18 protein-coding genes are annotated in these 16390 nt (G+C 65.7%); 15 read left to right on the top strand and 3 right to left on the bottom strand.

The features are described from left to right. Positions 1 to 70 precede the first annotated feature (70 nt). From KBZ33_RS14470 to KBZ33_RS14435, 8 genes are all read left to right on the top strand, one after another. The gene (locus KBZ33_RS14470; RefSeq protein ID WP_254954884.1) at positions 71 to 265 is read left to right on the top strand and encodes a hypothetical protein; all 195 of its coding nucleotides are present in this window, start codon (positions 71 to 73) and stop codon (positions 263 to 265) included. Positions 266 to 280: 15 nt separating this feature from the next. Further along, the gene (locus KBZ33_RS14465; RefSeq protein ID WP_254954885.1) at positions 281 to 4054 is read left to right on the top strand and encodes a primase-helicase zinc-binding domain-containing protein; all 3774 of its coding nucleotides are present in this window, start codon (positions 281 to 283) and stop codon (positions 4052 to 4054) included. A 284-nt stretch (positions 4055 to 4338) separates the two neighbouring features. Beyond that, positions 4339 to 4512 (top strand): hypothetical protein, encoded by a 174-nt coding sequence (locus KBZ33_RS14460; protein WP_254954886.1) that lies wholly within the window; start codon positions 4339 to 4341, stop codon positions 4510 to 4512. A gap of 4 nt (positions 4513 to 4516) precedes the next feature. Then, positions 4517 to 5212 (top strand): hypothetical protein, encoded by a 696-nt coding sequence (locus tag KBZ33_RS14455; RefSeq protein WP_254954887.1) that lies wholly within the window; start codon positions 4517 to 4519, stop codon positions 5210 to 5212. Positions 5213 to 5334: 122 nt separating this feature from the next. Then, the gene (locus tag KBZ33_RS14450) at positions 5335 to 5697 is read left to right on the top strand and encodes a hypothetical protein (protein ID WP_254954888.1); all 363 of its coding nucleotides are present in this window, start codon (positions 5335 to 5337) and stop codon (positions 5695 to 5697) included. A gap of 4 nt (positions 5698 to 5701) precedes the next feature. Next, positions 5702 to 6223, top strand: coding sequence for a hypothetical protein (locus KBZ33_RS14445; RefSeq protein ID WP_254954889.1), 522 nt, complete (start codon positions 5702 to 5704; stop codon positions 6221 to 6223). After that, positions 6223 to 8958, top strand: coding sequence for an LAGLIDADG family homing endonuclease (locus KBZ33_RS14440; RefSeq protein WP_261362454.1), 2736 nt, complete (start codon positions 6223 to 6225; stop codon positions 8956 to 8958). The genes KBZ33_RS14445 and KBZ33_RS14440 overlap by 1 nt, the downstream gene beginning before the upstream one ends. Before the next feature lie 3 nt (positions 8959 to 8961). Further along, a complete protein-coding gene (locus KBZ33_RS14435) occupies positions 8962 to 9588 on the top strand; it encodes a sigma-70 family RNA polymerase sigma factor (protein WP_254954890.1) in 627 nt (208 codons plus the stop codon). A gap of 131 nt (positions 9589 to 9719) precedes the next feature. Here the strand turns inward: KBZ33_RS14435 and KBZ33_RS14430 are convergent, their stop codons facing one another. Next, positions 9720 to 10544, bottom strand: a complete 825-nt coding sequence (locus KBZ33_RS14430) for a hypothetical protein (RefSeq protein WP_255011816.1) — start codon at positions 10542 to 10544, stop codon at positions 9720 to 9722. A 161-nt stretch (positions 10545 to 10705) separates the two neighbouring features. On the opposite strand from KBZ33_RS14430, the gene KBZ33_RS14425 reads away from it, so the two are divergent. Genes KBZ33_RS14425 through KBZ33_RS21625 form a run of 3 tightly spaced genes read left to right on the top strand, consistent with a single transcriptional unit; the run spans position 10706 to position 13656 of the window. Beyond that, entirely contained in the window at positions 10706 to 12229 is a 1524-nt protein-coding gene (locus KBZ33_RS14425; RefSeq protein ID WP_254954892.1) for a DUF4055 domain-containing protein, read from the top strand. Next, positions 12226 to 12744: a hypothetical protein gene (locus KBZ33_RS14420; RefSeq protein WP_254954893.1), complete on the top strand. Its 519-nt coding sequence runs from the start codon at positions 12226 to 12228 to the stop codon at positions 12742 to 12744. The genes KBZ33_RS14425 and KBZ33_RS14420 overlap by 4 nt, the downstream gene beginning before the upstream one ends. 3 nt (positions 12745 to 12747) lie before the next feature. Then, complete coding sequence (locus KBZ33_RS21625; RefSeq protein WP_254954894.1) at positions 12748 to 13656, top strand: helix-turn-helix domain-containing protein; 909 nt, start codon at positions 12748 to 12750, stop codon at positions 13654 to 13656. 19 nt (positions 13657 to 13675) lie between these two features. Here the strand turns inward: KBZ33_RS21625 and KBZ33_RS14410 are convergent, their stop codons facing one another. After that, a complete protein-coding gene (locus tag KBZ33_RS14410; RefSeq protein WP_254954895.1) occupies positions 13676 to 13807 on the bottom strand; it encodes a hypothetical protein in 132 nt (43 codons plus the stop codon). Positions 13808 to 13953: 146 nt separating this feature from the next. Here KBZ33_RS14410 and KBZ33_RS14405 point away from each other — a divergent pair, with 146 nt between their 5' ends. The 4 genes from KBZ33_RS14405 (at position 13954) to KBZ33_RS14390 (ending at position 16061) form a co-directional block, all read left to right on the top strand. Next, positions 13954 to 14817, top strand: coding sequence for a hypothetical protein (locus KBZ33_RS14405; RefSeq protein WP_254954896.1), 864 nt, complete (start codon positions 13954 to 13956; stop codon positions 14815 to 14817). Positions 14818 to 14826: 9 nt separating this feature from the next. Next, a complete protein-coding gene (locus KBZ33_RS14400; RefSeq protein WP_254954898.1) occupies positions 14827 to 15213 on the top strand; it encodes a hypothetical protein in 387 nt (128 codons plus the stop codon). A 378-nt stretch (positions 15214 to 15591) separates the two neighbouring features. Beyond that, positions 15592 to 15885, top strand: a complete 294-nt coding sequence (locus KBZ33_RS14395; RefSeq protein WP_254954899.1) for a hypothetical protein — start codon at positions 15592 to 15594, stop codon at positions 15883 to 15885. Continuing rightward, positions 15885 to 16061: a hypothetical protein gene (locus KBZ33_RS14390; RefSeq protein WP_254954900.1), complete on the top strand. Its 177-nt coding sequence runs from the start codon at positions 15885 to 15887 to the stop codon at positions 16059 to 16061. Before KBZ33_RS14395 ends, KBZ33_RS14390 begins: the two co-directional genes overlap by 1 nt. Positions 16062 to 16123: 62 nt before the next feature. On the opposite strand, the gene KBZ33_RS14385 is transcribed toward KBZ33_RS14390, so the two are convergent. Continuing rightward, a partial coding sequence (locus KBZ33_RS14385; protein ID WP_254954901.1) for a hypothetical protein occupies positions 16124 to 16390 on the bottom strand: 267 nt, incomplete at its 5' end.

Raw genomic sequence — 16390 nt, 5'->3', positions numbered from 1 at the left:
AGCTCAGCAATGTCTAACTTATCAAGCCCTGCCGGGCGGGCTTAGGGTGTGCTCAGAACGTCAGACATCCATGGCCTCCTTTGCGCCGCCCCTGAGCGTCTCCATCACCGAGGCGCAGCTGGCTTGGCTTGACCAGCGCCGCTCCCACGGCACCCTCAGCCGCTCGGCGGTGCTGCGCCAGGTGATCGATGCCGCGATCGCGGCAGAGACGTGCGCCTCGGCCGTGCCAGGGCCTGTGTTGTCGGCAGCTGCTGAGCGTCGTTGAGCTGCAGCTACACCCATGACAACCGACGTGCTCACGGCGGCCTCAGGCCGCTGGCGGGAGATCCTCGAGGCGTTGGCGGGGCTACGCGCTGAGCAGCTCAGCAACCGCCACCAGCCCTGTCCGGCCTGCGGGGGGCGGGACCGCTTCCGCTTTGACGACCGGGACGGCAGCGGCTCCTGGTTCTGCAACCAGTGCGGCGGCAAGGACCACCTCGGTGGTGGTGGCACCGGCATCGACCTGCTGATGCGGGTGCGGCGCTGGAGTTTTCGCCAGGCCTACGAGGAGGTGGAGCGCCACCTGGGCCTGGAGCCAGGCGGGAGCGGGCGGCACCGGCCTCAGCCGGTGAGCACCGGCACCGGCAACGGTGGCAGGCCCTCTGCTGTCACCGGACTTCCCGGCCACGGCGGCCGGCCCTGGCGGCAACCCGAGCTCCCGCCCCCTGATGCCTCACCGCCGACCCTGGATCAGGGCGCCATCGCCCAGTGGTGCTACCGCGATGCGGCAGGCAACCAGCTGTTCTGGATTCAGCGCCTCTGCCTGGGCGGCAAGGGCCGCAAGGCCTTTCTGCATCGGGTGTGGCTCGATGGTGGCTGGCACCGGCCCAGCCGCCGCGATCCCTTCTCCTGCGAGTGGCCAGCACTGCGGCCGCTCTACGGCCTGCCTGGCCTGAGCGAACGGCCCAAGGCACCGGTGCTGGTGGTGGAGGGGGAGGGCACCGCCGATGCCGCCGCCAAGCTGTTTCCCGAGCACGTGGTGATCAGCTGGGCCAACGGCACCAACGCCATCGCCAAGGCCGACTGGCAGCCGCTGGCCCCACTGGGGCTGGCGGGGCGGGCGGTGACGCTCTGGCCCGATGCCGACGCGCCCGGCCGCAAGGCCATGGCGCGGCTTGCCGCTCTGTTGAGCGAGCAGGGATGCCGCGTGCAGCTGGTGGAACCACCGGCGGATCTGCCGCAGGGCTGGGACCTGGCCGATGCCGACTGGACGCCCCGGCAGGCCGCACGGCAGCTGTCGAAAGCAGCCCAGCCTTGGATGCCCTCAGAGACGGATGCCGCGGGCAGAAGTGATGGTGCTGCGCCACCGCCACCCCCTGCACCGGCATCACCCATGTCGGCAGCGCCCTTCCTCTGCCTGGGATTTGACGGCGACTCCTACTACTACCAACCGCACAACACCGGCCAGGTGATGCGCCTCTCGCGCAGCGCCCACACCGCCACCAACCTCGTTGCGCTCGCCTCCCTCAGCTACTGGGAGACGCTCTACCCCAGCAGAACCGGCATCAACTGGGCTGCTGCAGCCTCGGATCTGTTCGAGCAGCAGGCCAGCATCGGCGTCTATGACCCCGAGCGGGTGCGCGGCCGTGGCGCCTGGCTGGATGAGGGTCGCGTCATCTTTCACCTCGGCGATCGCCTCAACGTGGACGGCCGCCCCTGCTCCGTTCTGCAACCGCCAGCGTCCCGCTTCTTCTACGAGCAGGCACGCCACCTCGATGGCCCAGGCGATCTGCCCCTGCCCGATGCCGAGGCGATGCAGATCCGCTTCATTGCGGAGCGCTTCCGCTGGGAGATGCCCGCCTCCGCGCACTTCCTTCTCGGCTGGCTGGTGCTGGCCCCCGTCTGCGGCGCCCTGAACTGGCGGCCCCACATCTGGCTCACCGGTGGGGCCGGCACGGGAAAAGCCCAGCCTCACTCGGCCAGGGTTTTGACGCCTGCCGGATGGCGCCGCATGGGCGACATCGAGGTGGGAGACCTGGTCTCCACGCCTGACAATGGATTTGCAAGGGTGCGAGGTAAGTACCCGCAGGGCCTGCAGGCGACCTATCGGATCACCTTCGCCGACGGACGCTCGACTCGCGCCACCGCCGACCATCTTTGGAAAGTCCGCCTGAACCACGCCTGGCGCATCCGCACCACCGCGGAGATGATCGAGATCCTCGCCACCGGAACCCGGCAATCGCGCAGCCTGGCGGTGCCGCTCTGCCAGGCCATGACCGTTCGCAATGGTGGGGCTGCTTCTCTCCTGCCATTGCACCCCTACGCCCTCGGGGTCATGCTCGGCAATGGCTGCTTCTCCGCGTGCGGCGGCATCAATCTCACTGACTTCGATCAGGAGGTCGTCGATCGAGTTCGCCTGTGCCTTGAGGGGTCTCCCTTTTGCCTCTTTCACACAAACGTCGACGGCAGGTATCGCCTCGGTGACCTGTCGCGCTACGGCAAGCAGACCAGGCAGACGATCAAAGACCTGAGGCTTCTTGGCACCCACTCCCACACCAAATTCATCCCACGCGCCTATCTCGAGGCATCGATCGAGAACCGCGCTGAGCTGCTTAAGGGCCTGATGGACACCGACGGCACGGCTGATAAGACCGGCGGCATCAGCTTCTGTACCGTGTCCAAACAACTGCGTGACGATGTGCTCGAACTCGTTCGCTCTCTAGGCGGTATCGCCAAGGTCGGCACGAGACGCACCTCCTACACATACAACGGTGAAAAGCGCCAGGGCAGGACTGCTTTCAATATCAGCATTCGACTGCCTGATCCCACCATCGTCTTCTCGTTGCCGCGCAAGTTGGAGCGTGTGTCACCGACCCATCAGTACGCCGACTGCCTCTACCTCAACGTCGTCTCCATCGATCCCTGCGAGCCGGAAGAATGCTCCTGCATCGCCATCGACCACCCAGACCGTCTTTACGTGACGGACGACTTCGTGGTAACCCACAACACCACCATCCTCAAGTTGTTCCTCCGCCCTCTGCTGGGTGGCGTCGTCCAGTCCGCCACGGGCGGCACTACCGAGGCCGGCCTGCGCGGCACCCTCAAGTCCGATGCCATCCCGGTGGTTTTTGATGAGTTCGAACAGAACGAGCAGAAGGACAAGCTGATCGTTCAGAACGTGCTGGCCCTGGCCCGTATCGCCAGCTCAGAGGGCGGCAAGATCTACAAGGGCACCACCTCCGGCGGCGCGAACAGCTTCGAGATCCGCTCGATGTTCTGCGTCTCCTCCATCAATGTGTCGCTCATCCAGAAGGCCGACATCGATCGGTTCTGTGTGCTCGGCCTGCGCAAGGACCCGATGGACAAAAGCGAGTGGCTGGACTTCGAGCGCGAGATCGCAACAGTCGCCACGATCGACAACGGCAGGGCGCTGATCCATCGCACCCTGCAGCAGCTGCCCGTGATCATCGAGAACGCCCGCGTCCTGGCCCAGGCCCTCGGCCGTCGCTTTGGCCAGCGCTTCGGGGATCAGCACGGCACCCTGCTGGCCGGGGCCTGGAGCCTGGAGGCAGCAGGAGGCGGACACCTCAACCTGGTGATGGCGGATCAGTGGCTGGACCAGATGGACTGGCAGCACCAGCAGCCTGATCACACCGAGGCCGATGAGATCAAGTGCCGCGACACCATCCTCCAGCAGATCGTGCGGCACGACATTGGGGCCGAGGCCTCCTTCGGGGAGATGGTTCGCTGCGTCGCGTTGCAGGAGTCACTTGCCGGCACCCTCTGGGATCGGCTGGTGCCGGTGCTCGGCCGCTACGGCCTGCGGGTGTTCCGCGCTGGCCAGCCCCTGCCGGATGGAGAGCGCGCCGAGGGGCATTTCCTGGCGGTCGCCAACGCCAACGCCCAGCTTGACCACGTGCTCCGCAGTACCCCCTGGAGTGGTGGTGCTCACCGCTCCGCGCTCAGACGGATCGACGGGGCCTATCTCCCCAAGCGTGTGGTCCACTTCGCAGGGATCGGGACCAAACGCTGCGTCATGGTGCCCATTGATGCCGCCGACCTCGAAAACGTTTGATCCAACAGCCCTCCAACAGCGACTGTTGGACCGAGATCGATTGCGGCACAAGAGATCTGAGGAAATCTAACGATCTAACGCTTGTCCCAGCCGATACACCCCCATAGACACATAGTGCGTGTGCACCCGAGAGAGACCCCTTCTCATATCTATCTCTATTAAAATAGATGTTTGTTTGTTAGATGGGTGGTCAGACCGTAGTGGCGGCAAGGGTTTTCGATCTAACACTCGACCGTTAGATCGATGTTGGATCGTTGGATCCCGATTCCGCTTACCCTGCTGACATGTCGCATCACGACCTGCCCTTTGACTGCCTGGCCGTGGGCCAGCAGTTCGCCGTTGACCTGCCTCGTGAGCTGGTGATGCGGATGGCCAGGGCCTACATCCGAGAGAACCCCGGCACTGGCTTTGGCTTCATGCGAGAAGGCGGCCAAACCACTTGCACCCGGATGGCCTGAGCCCGTGGCCGTCCACTTCGCCACCACCTGGCTTGAGCCCATCCCCGGCCTCTGGCGGGACGAGGCGGCGCACCGGTACTGGCTCGGCGATCACCTATTCCCGGTGTCGATCACCGGTGTGCTGGCCCATGGACTGAGCGAGATCGCCAAGCGCTCGATCGAGGCCAAGCGACTGATCTGGCAGCCGCGTGGAACCACGGTGCATGCGGCTCTGGAGCACTACAGCCAGGCCCGCTTCCTGGTGGGCAGGAGCGCCAGCGATGCCCTGCTCGATACCGAGACTCTCCCCGGCCATCACCAGTACCGGGACTGGATCCTGCCGCTGCTGCAGTTGCCGCTCTGGGATGAGGTGCAGGTGATCGCCAGCGAGCGGCTCACCTGCTGCCTGGCCCGCAACGTGGCCGGGGCCTTCGATGGCGCCTACGTCTCACCGGCACTGAGCGAGCGGCGGGGACGCGATGTGCGGGTGCTCTACGACCTCAAGACCCTCTCGGCCCACGGCCGGGCCTATTCCACCGCCGCCCAGCTGGGGGGCTACATGGTGCTGGAGGCCGCCCAGGGGAACCACTACGAGCTGGGCCAGACGATCTGGAGCAAGCCCGGCGAGGCGTTCACCAGCACCTTCTACAGCCGTGAGCAGTGCCTGGCGGCCTGGGCCGCCGCCTGGAGCGGTTACTGCCTCGCCCACAGGCCCTTCTGAGCAGAGGGAGAGACCTGTTAGGAATTAACAGCCGTTGTGATTGCGGCTCTTAGGACAGAGCCCATACAGTGAAGCCCTGGCGGGCTCTGGTCTGCTGGCCTCCGAACGCCGTGCTCATGGTGATGCCTGCTGCCCCTGCTGAAGCCGCCCCTGCACCGTCAGACGCCATCGATGCGCTGCTCGATGCGATCACGGCCCTCAAGGCGCAGCAGAAGCAGCTGGAGCAGCAGCTCGAACCGCTGCTTGAGGCCCTCAGCGAGGCGATGGCGGCTGGCCAGCTGGATCCCTCTTTCTCCCATAACGACTGGGCCTTTGCACACAGCAGCGGGCGGCTGAGCTACGCGTTCCCGCCGGCGGTGCAGCAGATCGAGCAGCAGCTCAAGGCCGCCAAGGACGAGGCGATCCAGCAGGGGAGTGCGGCAGAGAAGCGCGGCAAGCCCTTCTGGACCATTCGCCCCCCAAAGAGCCAGGACCAACCGTTCTGAGCTGATGCCGCAAAGTGCCCACGCCCTGCCTCCAGCCGATCCGGTGGAGGAGCTGCGCGCTGCAGCCAGCGCGGAGGACGACAACGGCCAGCCGCTGTATGAGCCCACCGATCCGGCCCGGCCGATCGGTCATGCCAATCCACCGCGCCGCCCCAAGGGTGTGGCGGTTCATCGGCCCCCCAGGCCCTCGCGGCTGGAGGTGGAACGGCGGATTGCTCAGGCACAACTCTGGGTGGCTCAACGTCTACCTCTGGTGCAGATCATTGAAAATGCTCGTGAGAATTGGGGAATCCACAACACCCAGACGGTCAACCGCTACCTCAATCTTGCGCGTGAGCGCATGGTTCAGGAGCTGATCTCTGACCGGCGCCGACATCAGGCCGAGCAGATCTTTGCGCTGAACGACTGCGCCCGCCGGGCGATGGATGCGGGGCAGTTCAATGCCGCCGTTGGCGCATTCCGGGTGATCGCCGAGATCGGCGGCCTGCTCCGGGCCCCGATCAAGCCCCCCGAGGCGAAGAGCTGATGGGTCGTATCGCTGCGACGACCAGACCCAAGGCCACGGTGCCGAGCAATGGCGGCCTGCTGCTGGATCCCGCCACGGACCTGTGGGCCGACTGGGGACTGCTGGGTGTTCCGGATCCGGACCGGGCGACAACTACCCGCCAAGGCCTGCTATTTCGCGACTTCATCCGCTCGGCCTTCCCCAGCTTCCAGTTCCACCGGCTGTCCGAACTCCTGATCGACCTGCTCCAGCAGGTGGCCGATGGCCAGCTGACGCGGCTGATTGTCTGCACACCTCCGCGCCATGGAAAGGCCTGCAGTCACGACACGCCGGTGCCGACGCCCCAGGGCTGGCGGCGCCATGGCGAGCTCCAGCTCGGCGATCAGGTCTTTGGCTCCGATGGCAGGCCCACCCGCGTGCTGGCTCTCTCGCCGGAGACCTCCATGACCATGCGGGTCACCACCAGCCGCGGAGAGCAGATCTGGTGCCACCCTCAGCACGAGTGGACGGTCTGGAGCCGCAGGAGTCGCCGCTGGCAGACCCTGACGACAGCGGAGCTGGCCAGCCAGCCACTCCACAGCGGCGTGCTGGGGCAACGGGGCAGTCGCTTCCTGTTCCAGCTGCCCCATGCCGTACCCCTGCGCTACCCCCGGCAAGCCCTGCCGATGGATCCCTATGCCCTGGGCTACTGGCTGGGCAATGGCACCACCGGCATTCCCAGCGTCACCCACGATCGGCGCGACCTGGCACCGGTGGTCGCCATGGTGCGTGCCGGTTATGCGGTTTCCGCGGTCCACCACCACCGCGGCGAGGGCTATGAACGGGTGCAGCGCACCGCTCTGGCAGGTCTGCTCGCCAAGCGGGGTGTGCCTTGCCCCCTGCGCTGTGATCTGCAGTCCGCGGGGGTGCTGCGCCACAAACACATCCCCGAGGCCTACCTGCGCAGCGCGATCGAGCAGCGGCTGGGGTTGCTGGCGGGGCTGATCGACAGCGACGGACACGTCGACCCCAAGGGCCGGGTGCGTTTCGTGACGACCAGCTCCGATCTGGCGGCCGGAGTGCTGGATCTGGCGGAAGGACTGGGCTTTCGCCCCTACCGGATGGAGACGCCGGCAGGCACCAGCAGCAGCGGGGTGGTGGGCCGCCAGGCGGTGATCACCGTGGGATTTCAGCCCACGCTGCCGATCCCGACGCGCTTGCAGCGCAAGGCGATCAGCCGCCTGGCCCCGCAGCGGCGGGTGGCGATCACCCGAATCGACTGTGATCCCAGCTCGACCCACCGGGGCCGCTGCATTCAGGTCGATCGTGCCGATGGCCTCTACGTCGTGGGCCGCCAGCTGACGGTCACCCACAACAGCCAGCTGGTGTCACGGCTGTTCCCCGCCTACTGGGTGAGCCGGCACCCCGAACTGTTCTGCGCCATCGCCTCCTACTCGGGCGAGCTGGCCTATGCCCACAGCCGCGAGGCCCGCCACTACTACCGGATCACCGGCCACGCCCTCTCCAAGGACTCAGCGGCGGTGGGCAACTGGCTGACGCCCCAGCGGGGCGGCTGCATCGCCGCCGGCGTGAGGGGGCCATTCACGGGCAAGGGCTACAACCTCGGGATCATCGATGACCCCTACAAGGGGCCAGAAGACGCCAAGTCGGCGCTGCAGCGGGAGCGGCTGATCGACTGGCTCAAGAGCGTCTGGTTCACCAGGGCTGAACCGGGCCTGACGGCAGAGGGGGCGCTGCTACCGGCGGCCCAGGTGGTGGTGCAGACCCGCTGGGACCACCACGACATGACCGCCTGGCTGCTCGAACAAGAAGCCGAAGAAAACCCTGAGCACTGGACGGTGCTCAACCTGCCGGCCATCGCCGAGCCGGAGGCGATTTCGATGCAGATTCCGCATACCTGCACGAAAGTCCACGACTGGCGCCAGCCCGGCGAGCCGCTCTGCCCGGAACGGGTGCCGCTGGCGGTGCTGCAGCGCATCCGCACCCGCCTGGGCTCTTACTGGTGGAACGCCCTGTACCAGCAGCGGCCCAGCCCGGCGGAGGGTCTGCTGTTCCGCAAGGGCTGGATCCAGCCGCCGCTGCCGGTCGTCCCCGGCCAGCCCCGCCGCTATGCGCCCTTGGTGCTGAGCTGTGACCTGAGCTTCAAGGACGGCAAGGACAACGACGCCTGCGGCTTTGCCTTGCTGGGTCTGCTGGAGCCCCAGCGGCATCCGGCGGTGGAGGCGCGGCGGCAGGGCCTGGCGCTGGCCACGAACGCCAGTACCGCCCATCGCCCTGGCCAACAGGCCGCAGAGGGGGCTCATGCCCCTGATCCCTGGGCCGAACTGCAGATTGAAGCGCTCTGGGCCCACCGGCAGCGGCTCGATCTACCAGGGGTGATCAAGTTCCTGCTCGCCTCCCTGGCGTCGCTGGAGCGGCAGGGACTGCGACCCAACGCCGTGCTGATCGAGGACGCTGCCAACGGCCCTGCGGTCTGTCAGCTGCTCAGGCGCCAGGTGCCGGGGCTGATCGCCATCCCGCCCAAGGGCAGCAAGGCCTCCCGTGCCCATGCCGTGGCCCCGCTGGTGGAAGCCGGCCAGGTGCGCTTTGCCCGCAAGGCCGACTGCCTGGTCGAGGAGTTGCTGGCCTTCTCCCCTCGGGGCGGGGTGGACGACCAGGTGGATGCCTTCTGCCAGGGGGTGCTGTGGATCGAGGCCCAGTTCTGGCGGGGCCGGGGCTACGGCAGTTCGCCGGTGCCGATGGTGTTCAGCCGCTGAGCGATGACGGTCGCCATCGCCCGGCCACTACGGACTCCGGCCTGCCGCATCGCTGCAGCCGCCTTAGCTGGTCAGCTGGACCTGCCGCTGCGGCCGCCGGTGGTGGCGACGTGTCTGCCGCGGCCTCGCCGTGCTCAGCGCGCGCGACCCGCGCCGAGCCATCAGGCTGTTCAGCTGGTGATCGCCTTCCCGGCCAAGCCGCGGCGGCACCGGCCGGTGAACCCCCATGCCGCCGCCAATGCCCTTGCGCTGCAGCACCGCGACCTCGCCGCCACCGTGGCCGGCAACATCTCTCGCCGCACGGGGCACCCGAAAGAAGACCTGGAGCAGATCGCCATGCTCGGCATCATCCAGGCTGCTCGCCGCTACTCACCCGAGCGGGGTTCCTTTCGGCCCTATGCACGCACCTACGCCAATGGGGAGGTGTATCACTACCTCCGGGACAAGGGGTTCATGATTAAGGTGCCTGCTAGCTGGAGGGAGCTCTACGCACGTGGGCAAAAGCTACTCAGACTAGGTAATGCTGCAGCCGAAGTTCCTGGACAATTGGGCATCAGCACTGAACGATGGGCTCAGGTATGTCTTGCATGCAGCAGCAAAATTGTGGCACTCGACAATGGCATTTGCTAAGCGCTTTACAATCGATACGAGACTAATACAATTGCTAGGACCACGATATAGACTAAACCAAGGCAAATCAAGGGAGCCCGGTCAATACTTCTCAAAGCCCTCTGCTTGTAAGCTAGGAATACCGAAATAGATTAGTCAGCCAGCAATTGAGCTATAGCAGCGGGTACCAGCCTTGCGCTATCGGGATGGCTTCCAAAGATAACCCCCTGCCTTCTTCCGAGGCACCGACTGCCTACCCTGATCGAAAAGTTATCTACCCTTGTCAAGACAATATAGTAGGCATCTGCAGAAGGATCCCTGGGAGAATGCGCAATATTGGTTACGTCGGCACTCATTCGTATGAGGCGAGTGTGCTTCCCGACGTGCGATTCAAAGGTCTTTGATTTCTCGCAATGAATATCAAGAGATCTAATTGATGAAGCCCCCTGGACAAGCAAGGAAGTGATCCACTCTCTCTCGTCGCGCTTTTTGCCACTATTCCTTCGCAGACTAAAATACTGGAAAGGGTCTCCTTGGTAAGCATGCAATAGGTAGCGACCACTAGTTGATTCTTTTCCGGGGCTTGAGTCGGGAGGAAGAGCGCAAATTCTGACAATATCCTTCAGGAGCAAAAGAGTTGTAACAAGACCGGAAATACTTGGCTTGCCTTCTTGGTTGAGTCGGGAGTATTTTGCCTCCAGCCAGTTGTTCTGATAATATCCGTAGGAGGATAACTCGGGGGTAAATATCTTCATCGCGGCAAGGTCAAGATGAAGATCTGCCCTCCACTTTCGAGCGAAAGGATAATTGACTTCTTCTCTTAATGCAGCAACAGGATTTGGCACGTTCCTGGAATTCAACTCCTGCAGAACTGCCATGGAAAAAGCGGTAACAACAGTACCTTCATTCTGGTACTTTTTGAATGGCGCTCCAGTTAGAAACTCAGGAAGCGCCATGAATGCTTGCTCAATCAGCATTAGAGTAAAGCTGCAGGTCAGGATCACCGCTGACAAGCCAGCTCTCGCTCTGATCGTTTACTGCGTCGGGTAGGCAGGCAATAGGCGATGGCGAACTTTGTTTTCGATTCATCGTGATTTGCGCCCCAGTGCCTTGGCAGTCTCATTCCGGACTATGCGTCTTGCAACCCTCCCTGCAGATCACCGCCGACTGCTGGGCCCTGCTTGCCGCCCCTGACGGCAGCAGCCGCAAGGAGCACTACCTGCCCAAGGGTGAACGGGAACCGGAGACGGCCTACCGCAAGCGCCTGGACGCTGCTCGCCCCTCAGGCTTCTTCCGCGATGCCCTGCGCACCTACGCCGGCATGCTCAGCCGGGGCAGCTGGCTCAGCCTCCCGACCAGCCTGAGCTCGGTGCTCACCGACGTGGATGGCCGGGGCACGGACCTGGGCGTCTTCCTTGCCGCCGCCGACCTGCTGGTGCTTCGCGACGGCGCCGCCCTCGTGCTGGTGCTCCCTCCCGAGCACAGCTGGCCCAGCGAGGGCGACCGGCAGGAGGCTCTGCGCCGCGGCGATCGGCTTTCGCTGCCCCGGCTGCAGCTGGTGCCCAGGGCCAACTGCCTGAACTGGGAGCTGCCCGTCTCCTACGGCCTGCCTGGCCGGATCATTTGGCGCGAGCCGATCAACCAACCGATCAGTGCTGAGCCCCCCGGCAGTGAGGGGTCAGTCACCGAGCAGATCAACGCCCTGCTGGGCGATGCCGACGCCCCCGACCGCTGGCACTACCGGAGCCTGCAGCTGCTCACCACTGGTGACGCTGTCTCCGGCCTGCAGCTGGCCCACCACCCGATCTGCGCTGACCCCCAGACCACCAGCGGCTGGCGCTGCGAGGCACCGGCGACTACTACCTACGAGGGCATCAGCCGCCTGCCGGCCTGCTGGTACACCTCCGATGGTTCCGGCTTTGGCGAGGGGGACCTGCCGCACCTGGGTCTGGCGCACCAGTACCTCAATCACTTCCGCTGCAAGAGCGAATACGAGGAGCTGCTCTCTAGAACTGCCCTCCCTGTCGGCGTCCGCAAAGGGATGGTGGACGCCATGGGCAACAGCCAGGCCGGTCCGGTGGTGCTGGGTCCGAACACCTGCATGGACCTGCCCTCCGATGCCTCCTTTGAGTTCGTGGAGATCCGGGCGCGGTCTCTGGCGGAGCATCGGGCCTGGCTGCAGATCCTTGACGACACCATGCGCCGCGATGCCCTGATCCCCAGCCAGAACCGTGGTGCTGCCCGCACCGAGATGGAGATCAGCCTCACCGCGAGCCAGAGCTACGCGCTGCTGCAGGCGATGGCGATCCAGAAGGCCTCGCTGTTCTCCACCCTGCTGCAGCACTGGTGTGCCCTCACCGGCGAGCCACTTGACCCGGCCGCCGGTCTGCAGGTGACGGTGAGCCCGCTCACCCCGCCGATCCAGCCCCAGCCCCAGGTGAAGGAATGGATCGAGCTCTTCGACAAGGGCGTCATCTCCCGGGAGGAGCTCCGGCACCAGCTGGCCCTGGCGACGGCAAATGCGATCAGCAGCCCGACGCTGGATGACAGCCCAGCCACCAGGGCCGGGGACGGGAGCCGGTCCCCAGAGCCCAGAGCTGCCGAAAGCTCGGCGCCGGTGCCCCTCAGGCAAGAGGAGTCAGCCGCGCCTGCAGCCGCATGAGCCAGACCCCGACCGACTCGCCCTACCGCTGGCGTGCTGCTGACCTGGAGGGCATCCGCGTTGCCCTCTCGATTCCGGCCCAGATGGCCGCGATCCGCGCCATCAACGACGCCATGGCAGATCTCGAGCAGCTCTACCCCGATGCCATCCCCACAGCCCGCAGGGAGCTGGATGCCATTGCCGCCATCGAGACCGAGCTGGCGGGACTGGGCCCCGAGCAGCTACAGGCGCCCATCGAGACCCGCCGTAAGGCAGTGGCCGCGGACGCCTTGCCGGATGACGGGACGCTGCCGGTCAAGAAGGCGGACGTGATCGAGTACGACACCGAGTTGCTGCGGGAGGAGACGATCACTCGCTACGGCGTGGGTCTCTCGATCGAGCAGGCGTTGCGGCGCCAGCGGGGCAGCCATGCCCAGGCGCTGCTGCTGATGCTCCCCACCCTGGCGAACTGGAGCCGCGATCCCCAGTTGAGCGGCCAGGGCAGTGCCTTCACCGCACCCCTGGAGCGGGGCTGAGCCGTGACCAGCACTCCCGCCCCTGGGCCCTTGCCTCCGTCGGCGCTGCAGCCCTATGCCAATGCCCGCATCCTGCTGTTCTCCAACCAACTGCCGGGGGTGCTGGATTCAGCCCGCACGGGGAGGTTCCTGTTCGAGGGGTTCCTCAAGCGCCTGCGGGGAATCTCCAGCAAGGAGAACGCTCCGGGGCTCGATACCGGCGACTTCACCTACGAGGGCTACCTCACCCGTGGGGCAGTGCTGCCGCTGACCCCGTCCCAACCCTGGGACTGGCTGGCGGCGGCCATCAGTTGGAGCACCAGCGGCATCCGGCCCGTCTCAGCCACCACACCGGCACTGCTCACCCCGTGTTTCGGGGCGGTGTGGCTGGGGCCGCTCACGGAGCTGCGCACCCCAGGCCTGCTCCCTTCCCCCAGCCGCGGCCAGCTGGGGGCCTTCTCGGTGACCGAATTCGGCGGCCTCTATGGCGCCGGTGGAATCGGCTCCTTGACCCAGCCGCTGCTCGGCGAACGGATCCAGGCCGCGCTCAAACCCAACCGGGTGGCGGTGGTGGGCACCGGCGACAGCCTCAACGTGCTGGCCGAGCGCCACGGCACCACCGTGACCACCCTGCGCAGCCTCAACCCCACCATCACTGCCCGCCCATCCGACCAGCTGCCGCTGGGGAGCTGGCTGTTCATCCCCAAGCGCCGTGCTGCAGCCAACGCCGACAGCAGCACCACCAGCCTGCCGAGCGGCTTCTACACACCCGAGACCCTGGCCGCCTACCTGGGCGTGTCGCTCTCCACCATCTACAGCTGGAACTCCAGCGGCTATGGGCCTCCCTTCGTGAAGCTGGGCAACCTCGTCCGCTACACCTACGAGGACGTGGAGCTGTGGCTGGCCAGGCAGCTGGAGCTCTCGCGGGGCTGAGCGGAGCCGCTCTTGTCGCCTACTTCTTTGCCCCCTCGGTGTTGGTGCCGCTGCTGTTCTGGTGGCCGTTCAGGTGCTTCTCGCAGGCCATGGCCCCGCTGCCACCCAGCACCGCAGCAGTGAGCAACGCGATCGAGAGGAAGCGCTTCACGGGAGGGCAGGTATCTGAGGTTGACCGTAAGCAGCTCCTCGGCTTCCGGTCTTTGTCCGCTGCCGTCTCCTCACAGATCGATGGCTGGCAATAGCTGAGGAGCACAGCCCGGACGGGGTGCTCCTCCACGACAGCCGCGATGGGTCATGGCCACTGCCACTTCTGCTTCCCCCTCCAGCACCACCACCTCCAGCGGTCAGGGTGCTGACGACAATTACGCCGCAAATGGCCAGAGCACCGACAGTGGTGCCGATGGTCAGGGCACTGCCGATGCTTCGGCAGGCGATCCCCCCGCCCCGGCCACGGCTGCAGGCGCTGACACTGGTGGCGATGACCACCGCAGCTCCGAGCCTCTACGGGCCGAGCGGCGCAAGAGCAACCAGCTTGAAAAAGAGATCCGCACCCTGCGCCAGCAGCTGAACCGCTTCTCCGAGATCAACCCCGAGGAGTACGCCCGCCTGCAGGAGGCCGAACGGCAGAAGCAGATCCTCGAGCAGCAGATGGAGCTGCGCGAGCGGCAGATGGAGGAGGCCTCCGCTCAAAAGGTGGCCGCTGTTGCCGCTGAGCGCGATGAGGCCAAGCAGCAGATCCTCCAACTCCGCAAAGACCGCCTGCTGGAGCGCGCCTTCTCCCAGGCCGAGGGCCGCACCGGCGGTGACACCAGGGGCACGTTCTTTGACATCTTCAAGGGGCAGCTCGGCACGTGCTTCCGGCTCAGCACTGGCGGCGACGGCAAGGACGTGCTCGAACCGCTCGACTCCCAGGGCAAGCCCCTCCTCGGTGATGACGGCCGGCCGATGACGACGACCGAGTTCCTCGATCAGATGCGGGTGCACCCCGTCTACGGCTTCCTGTTTCAGCAGCGCGGCCCGGCTGGCATGCAGGCCGCCGGAGGCCTGACGGTGTCGGGCATCGGCAGCAACGGCGAGCCGATCAACCCTCAGGCGATGTCGGCCTCTGAGCTCTATCGGGCGTCCTTCGCGGTGAACGGCCGCGGGGCTCGTCGCTGAGACCAGTCGATGGCAAGGCGGCCCCGCAGCTTCTATGCCGGCCTTTCGTTCCGACCTCCGGAGCCGGTGGCGGCTGCAGCCCGTCGTGCCCTGGAGCGCCGGGCCCAGCAGCCTCCATCCAACCGGGGCATGACGCCTGTGGGGCTGGCGCGAGCCCGGCAGCTGCTCAACCGTCAGCAGTTATCACCGGCCACCATCGACCGGATGGTCAGCTACTTCGCTCGCCACGAGGTGGACAAGCAGGGCTCCAGCTGGGCTCAGTACGGCAAGGGCCGCCAGGCCTGGGATGGCTGGGGCGGTGAGCCCGGCCGCCGCTGGGCCACTGGTCTTGCCCGACGGATGGATGCTGCGGAGCAAGCAGCCCAGCGCTCAACCAAGCAACCCCGCCGCCGCTGACGCGCAACTGATTCAACCCCGCCAACGCCCGAACCTGGGAATACACAAGCGATCAATCAATCAACAATCAAAAAGGGAGAAACTGACGCGAAAAAAATTGCGAGATTTGCTCATAATTTGCGTTTCAAAATCAGCTCCCTGCAACTCCTTGCAGAAGCCTGCAGATCCCCGCAGAAAAACCCAAACTCGCGAGGGGTATTCCCCCTGTTTCCAGGAGCGGCGCAGGGTGCCTCGGAAATTTTTCAGGTTCTGGGAAATCCCTCGTCTCAGACCCTGCTGTCCTGGTCGGCTCCCGTGCCAGCCGCCTGATCGCCCGCCACCGGTGGTGGAGACAGGGAGCTCGTGCCACCATCTGTGGTGGCAGCGGACCCTGCGCTGATGACGGCCACCACCTTCAACGTCCAGAACCTGCGGGGCCAGTCCCTGCTGTTTCGCTGTCTGGAGACGGGCTTCGTGACCACGGCACCAGCACTCACCCGCTACCAGCAGGGCCGGGGAATCGACCCCAGCCGCCGCGAGTTGGTGGGTGAGCGACCCGAGCAGTGGTGCAGAAGTCGGCCGGTGACGATCTGCGAGCACTGCGGTGTGGCGATCAAGGGCAACCAGTGGACCGTCCGCCAACACCAGCAGAGCCAGCGCTGCAGAAGAGCGAGGACACCGCTGCCGGCTTGATGGACCATCCGCTCTGGCTTCTGGTGCCCTGGCTGGTCTTCGCTGTCGGCATGGGGCTCAAGGCCTGGAAGGTGACTCGGCTGATCAACCGTCAGATGCGCAGCAGCGCTTGGGGGATCGAGCGCTATCGGGTGGCGCTGGAGCGCAACTGGCAGCGGAATCAGTCGGTTCGCTGAGTCAGCTGAAAGCCCCGGGGGCCCGCAGGCCCGCCGGGGCAGGGGCCGCAGCCCCTGGCGGCTCACAGCACCGCCACGGTGCCAAGCCGCTTGGCCTGGAGCTTGCGGGCCAGCTGATGGGCCAGCTGGGCCGGAATGAAGCGGGGCTTTTTGACCGGCAGGCCGCGGCGGCCATAGAAGACCGTGATTCGCTCGGCATCATGCGCCTTGATCCCACCGGGATACACGAACACCGCCAGCTGACGGATCTCGCAGCGGGGGAAAGAGGAGGCCATCACGAAGGAGGCGAGGGACACCCGCGTCAGGCCCCGGCTGTAGCGACCTGGCAA

This window comes from Cyanobium sp. Cruz-8D1 (assembly GCF_024345975.1).
In the GTDB taxonomy this organism is placed as follows: Bacteria; Cyanobacteriota; Cyanobacteriia; order PCC-6307; family Cyanobiaceae; genus Cyanobium.
Note: the sequence above shows the minus strand (reverse complement) of the source record. Positions and strands in the feature narration are given on the sequence as shown.

Excerpts from the sequence above, each read along its gene's own strand:
- KBZ33_RS14460 (WP_254954886.1), top strand. The coding sequence starts at position 4,339 with ATGTCGCATCACGACCTGCCCTTTGACTGCCTGGCCGTGGGCCAGCAG.
- KBZ33_RS14470 (WP_254954884.1), top strand. The coding sequence starts at position 71 with ATGGCCTCCTTTGCGCCGCCCCTGAGCGTCTCCATCACCGAGGCGCAG.
- KBZ33_RS14395 (WP_254954899.1), top strand. The coding sequence starts at position 15,592 with ATGACGGCCACCACCTTCAACGTCCAGAACCTGCGGGGCCAGTCCCTG.
- KBZ33_RS14465 (WP_254954885.1), top strand. The coding sequence starts at position 281 with ATGACAACCGACGTGCTCACGGCGGCCTCAGGCCGCTGGCGGGAGATC.
- KBZ33_RS14420 (WP_254954893.1), top strand. The coding sequence starts at position 12,226 with ATGAGCCAGACCCCGACCGACTCGCCCTACCGCTGGCGTGCTGCTGAC.
- KBZ33_RS14445 (WP_254954889.1), top strand. The coding sequence starts at position 5,702 with ATGCCGCAAAGTGCCCACGCCCTGCCTCCAGCCGATCCGGTGGAGGAG.
- KBZ33_RS14400 (WP_254954898.1), top strand. The coding sequence starts at position 14,827 with ATGGCAAGGCGGCCCCGCAGCTTCTATGCCGGCCTTTCGTTCCGACCT.
- KBZ33_RS14405 (WP_254954896.1), top strand. The coding sequence starts at position 13,954 with ATGGCCACTGCCACTTCTGCTTCCCCCTCCAGCACCACCACCTCCAGC.
- KBZ33_RS14435 (WP_254954890.1), top strand. The coding sequence starts at position 8,962 with ATGACGGTCGCCATCGCCCGGCCACTACGGACTCCGGCCTGCCGCATC.
- KBZ33_RS14440 (WP_261362454.1), top strand. The coding sequence starts at position 6,223 with ATGGGTCGTATCGCTGCGACGACCAGACCCAAGGCCACGGTGCCGAGC.
- KBZ33_RS14450 (WP_254954888.1), top strand. The coding sequence starts at position 5,335 with ATGCCTGCTGCCCCTGCTGAAGCCGCCCCTGCACCGTCAGACGCCATC.
- KBZ33_RS14430 (WP_255011816.1), bottom strand. The coding sequence starts at position 10,544 with ATGCTGATTGAGCAAGCATTCATGGCGCTTCCTGAGTTTCTAACTGGA.
- KBZ33_RS14390 (WP_254954900.1), top strand. The coding sequence starts at position 15,885 with ATGGACCATCCGCTCTGGCTTCTGGTGCCCTGGCTGGTCTTCGCTGTC.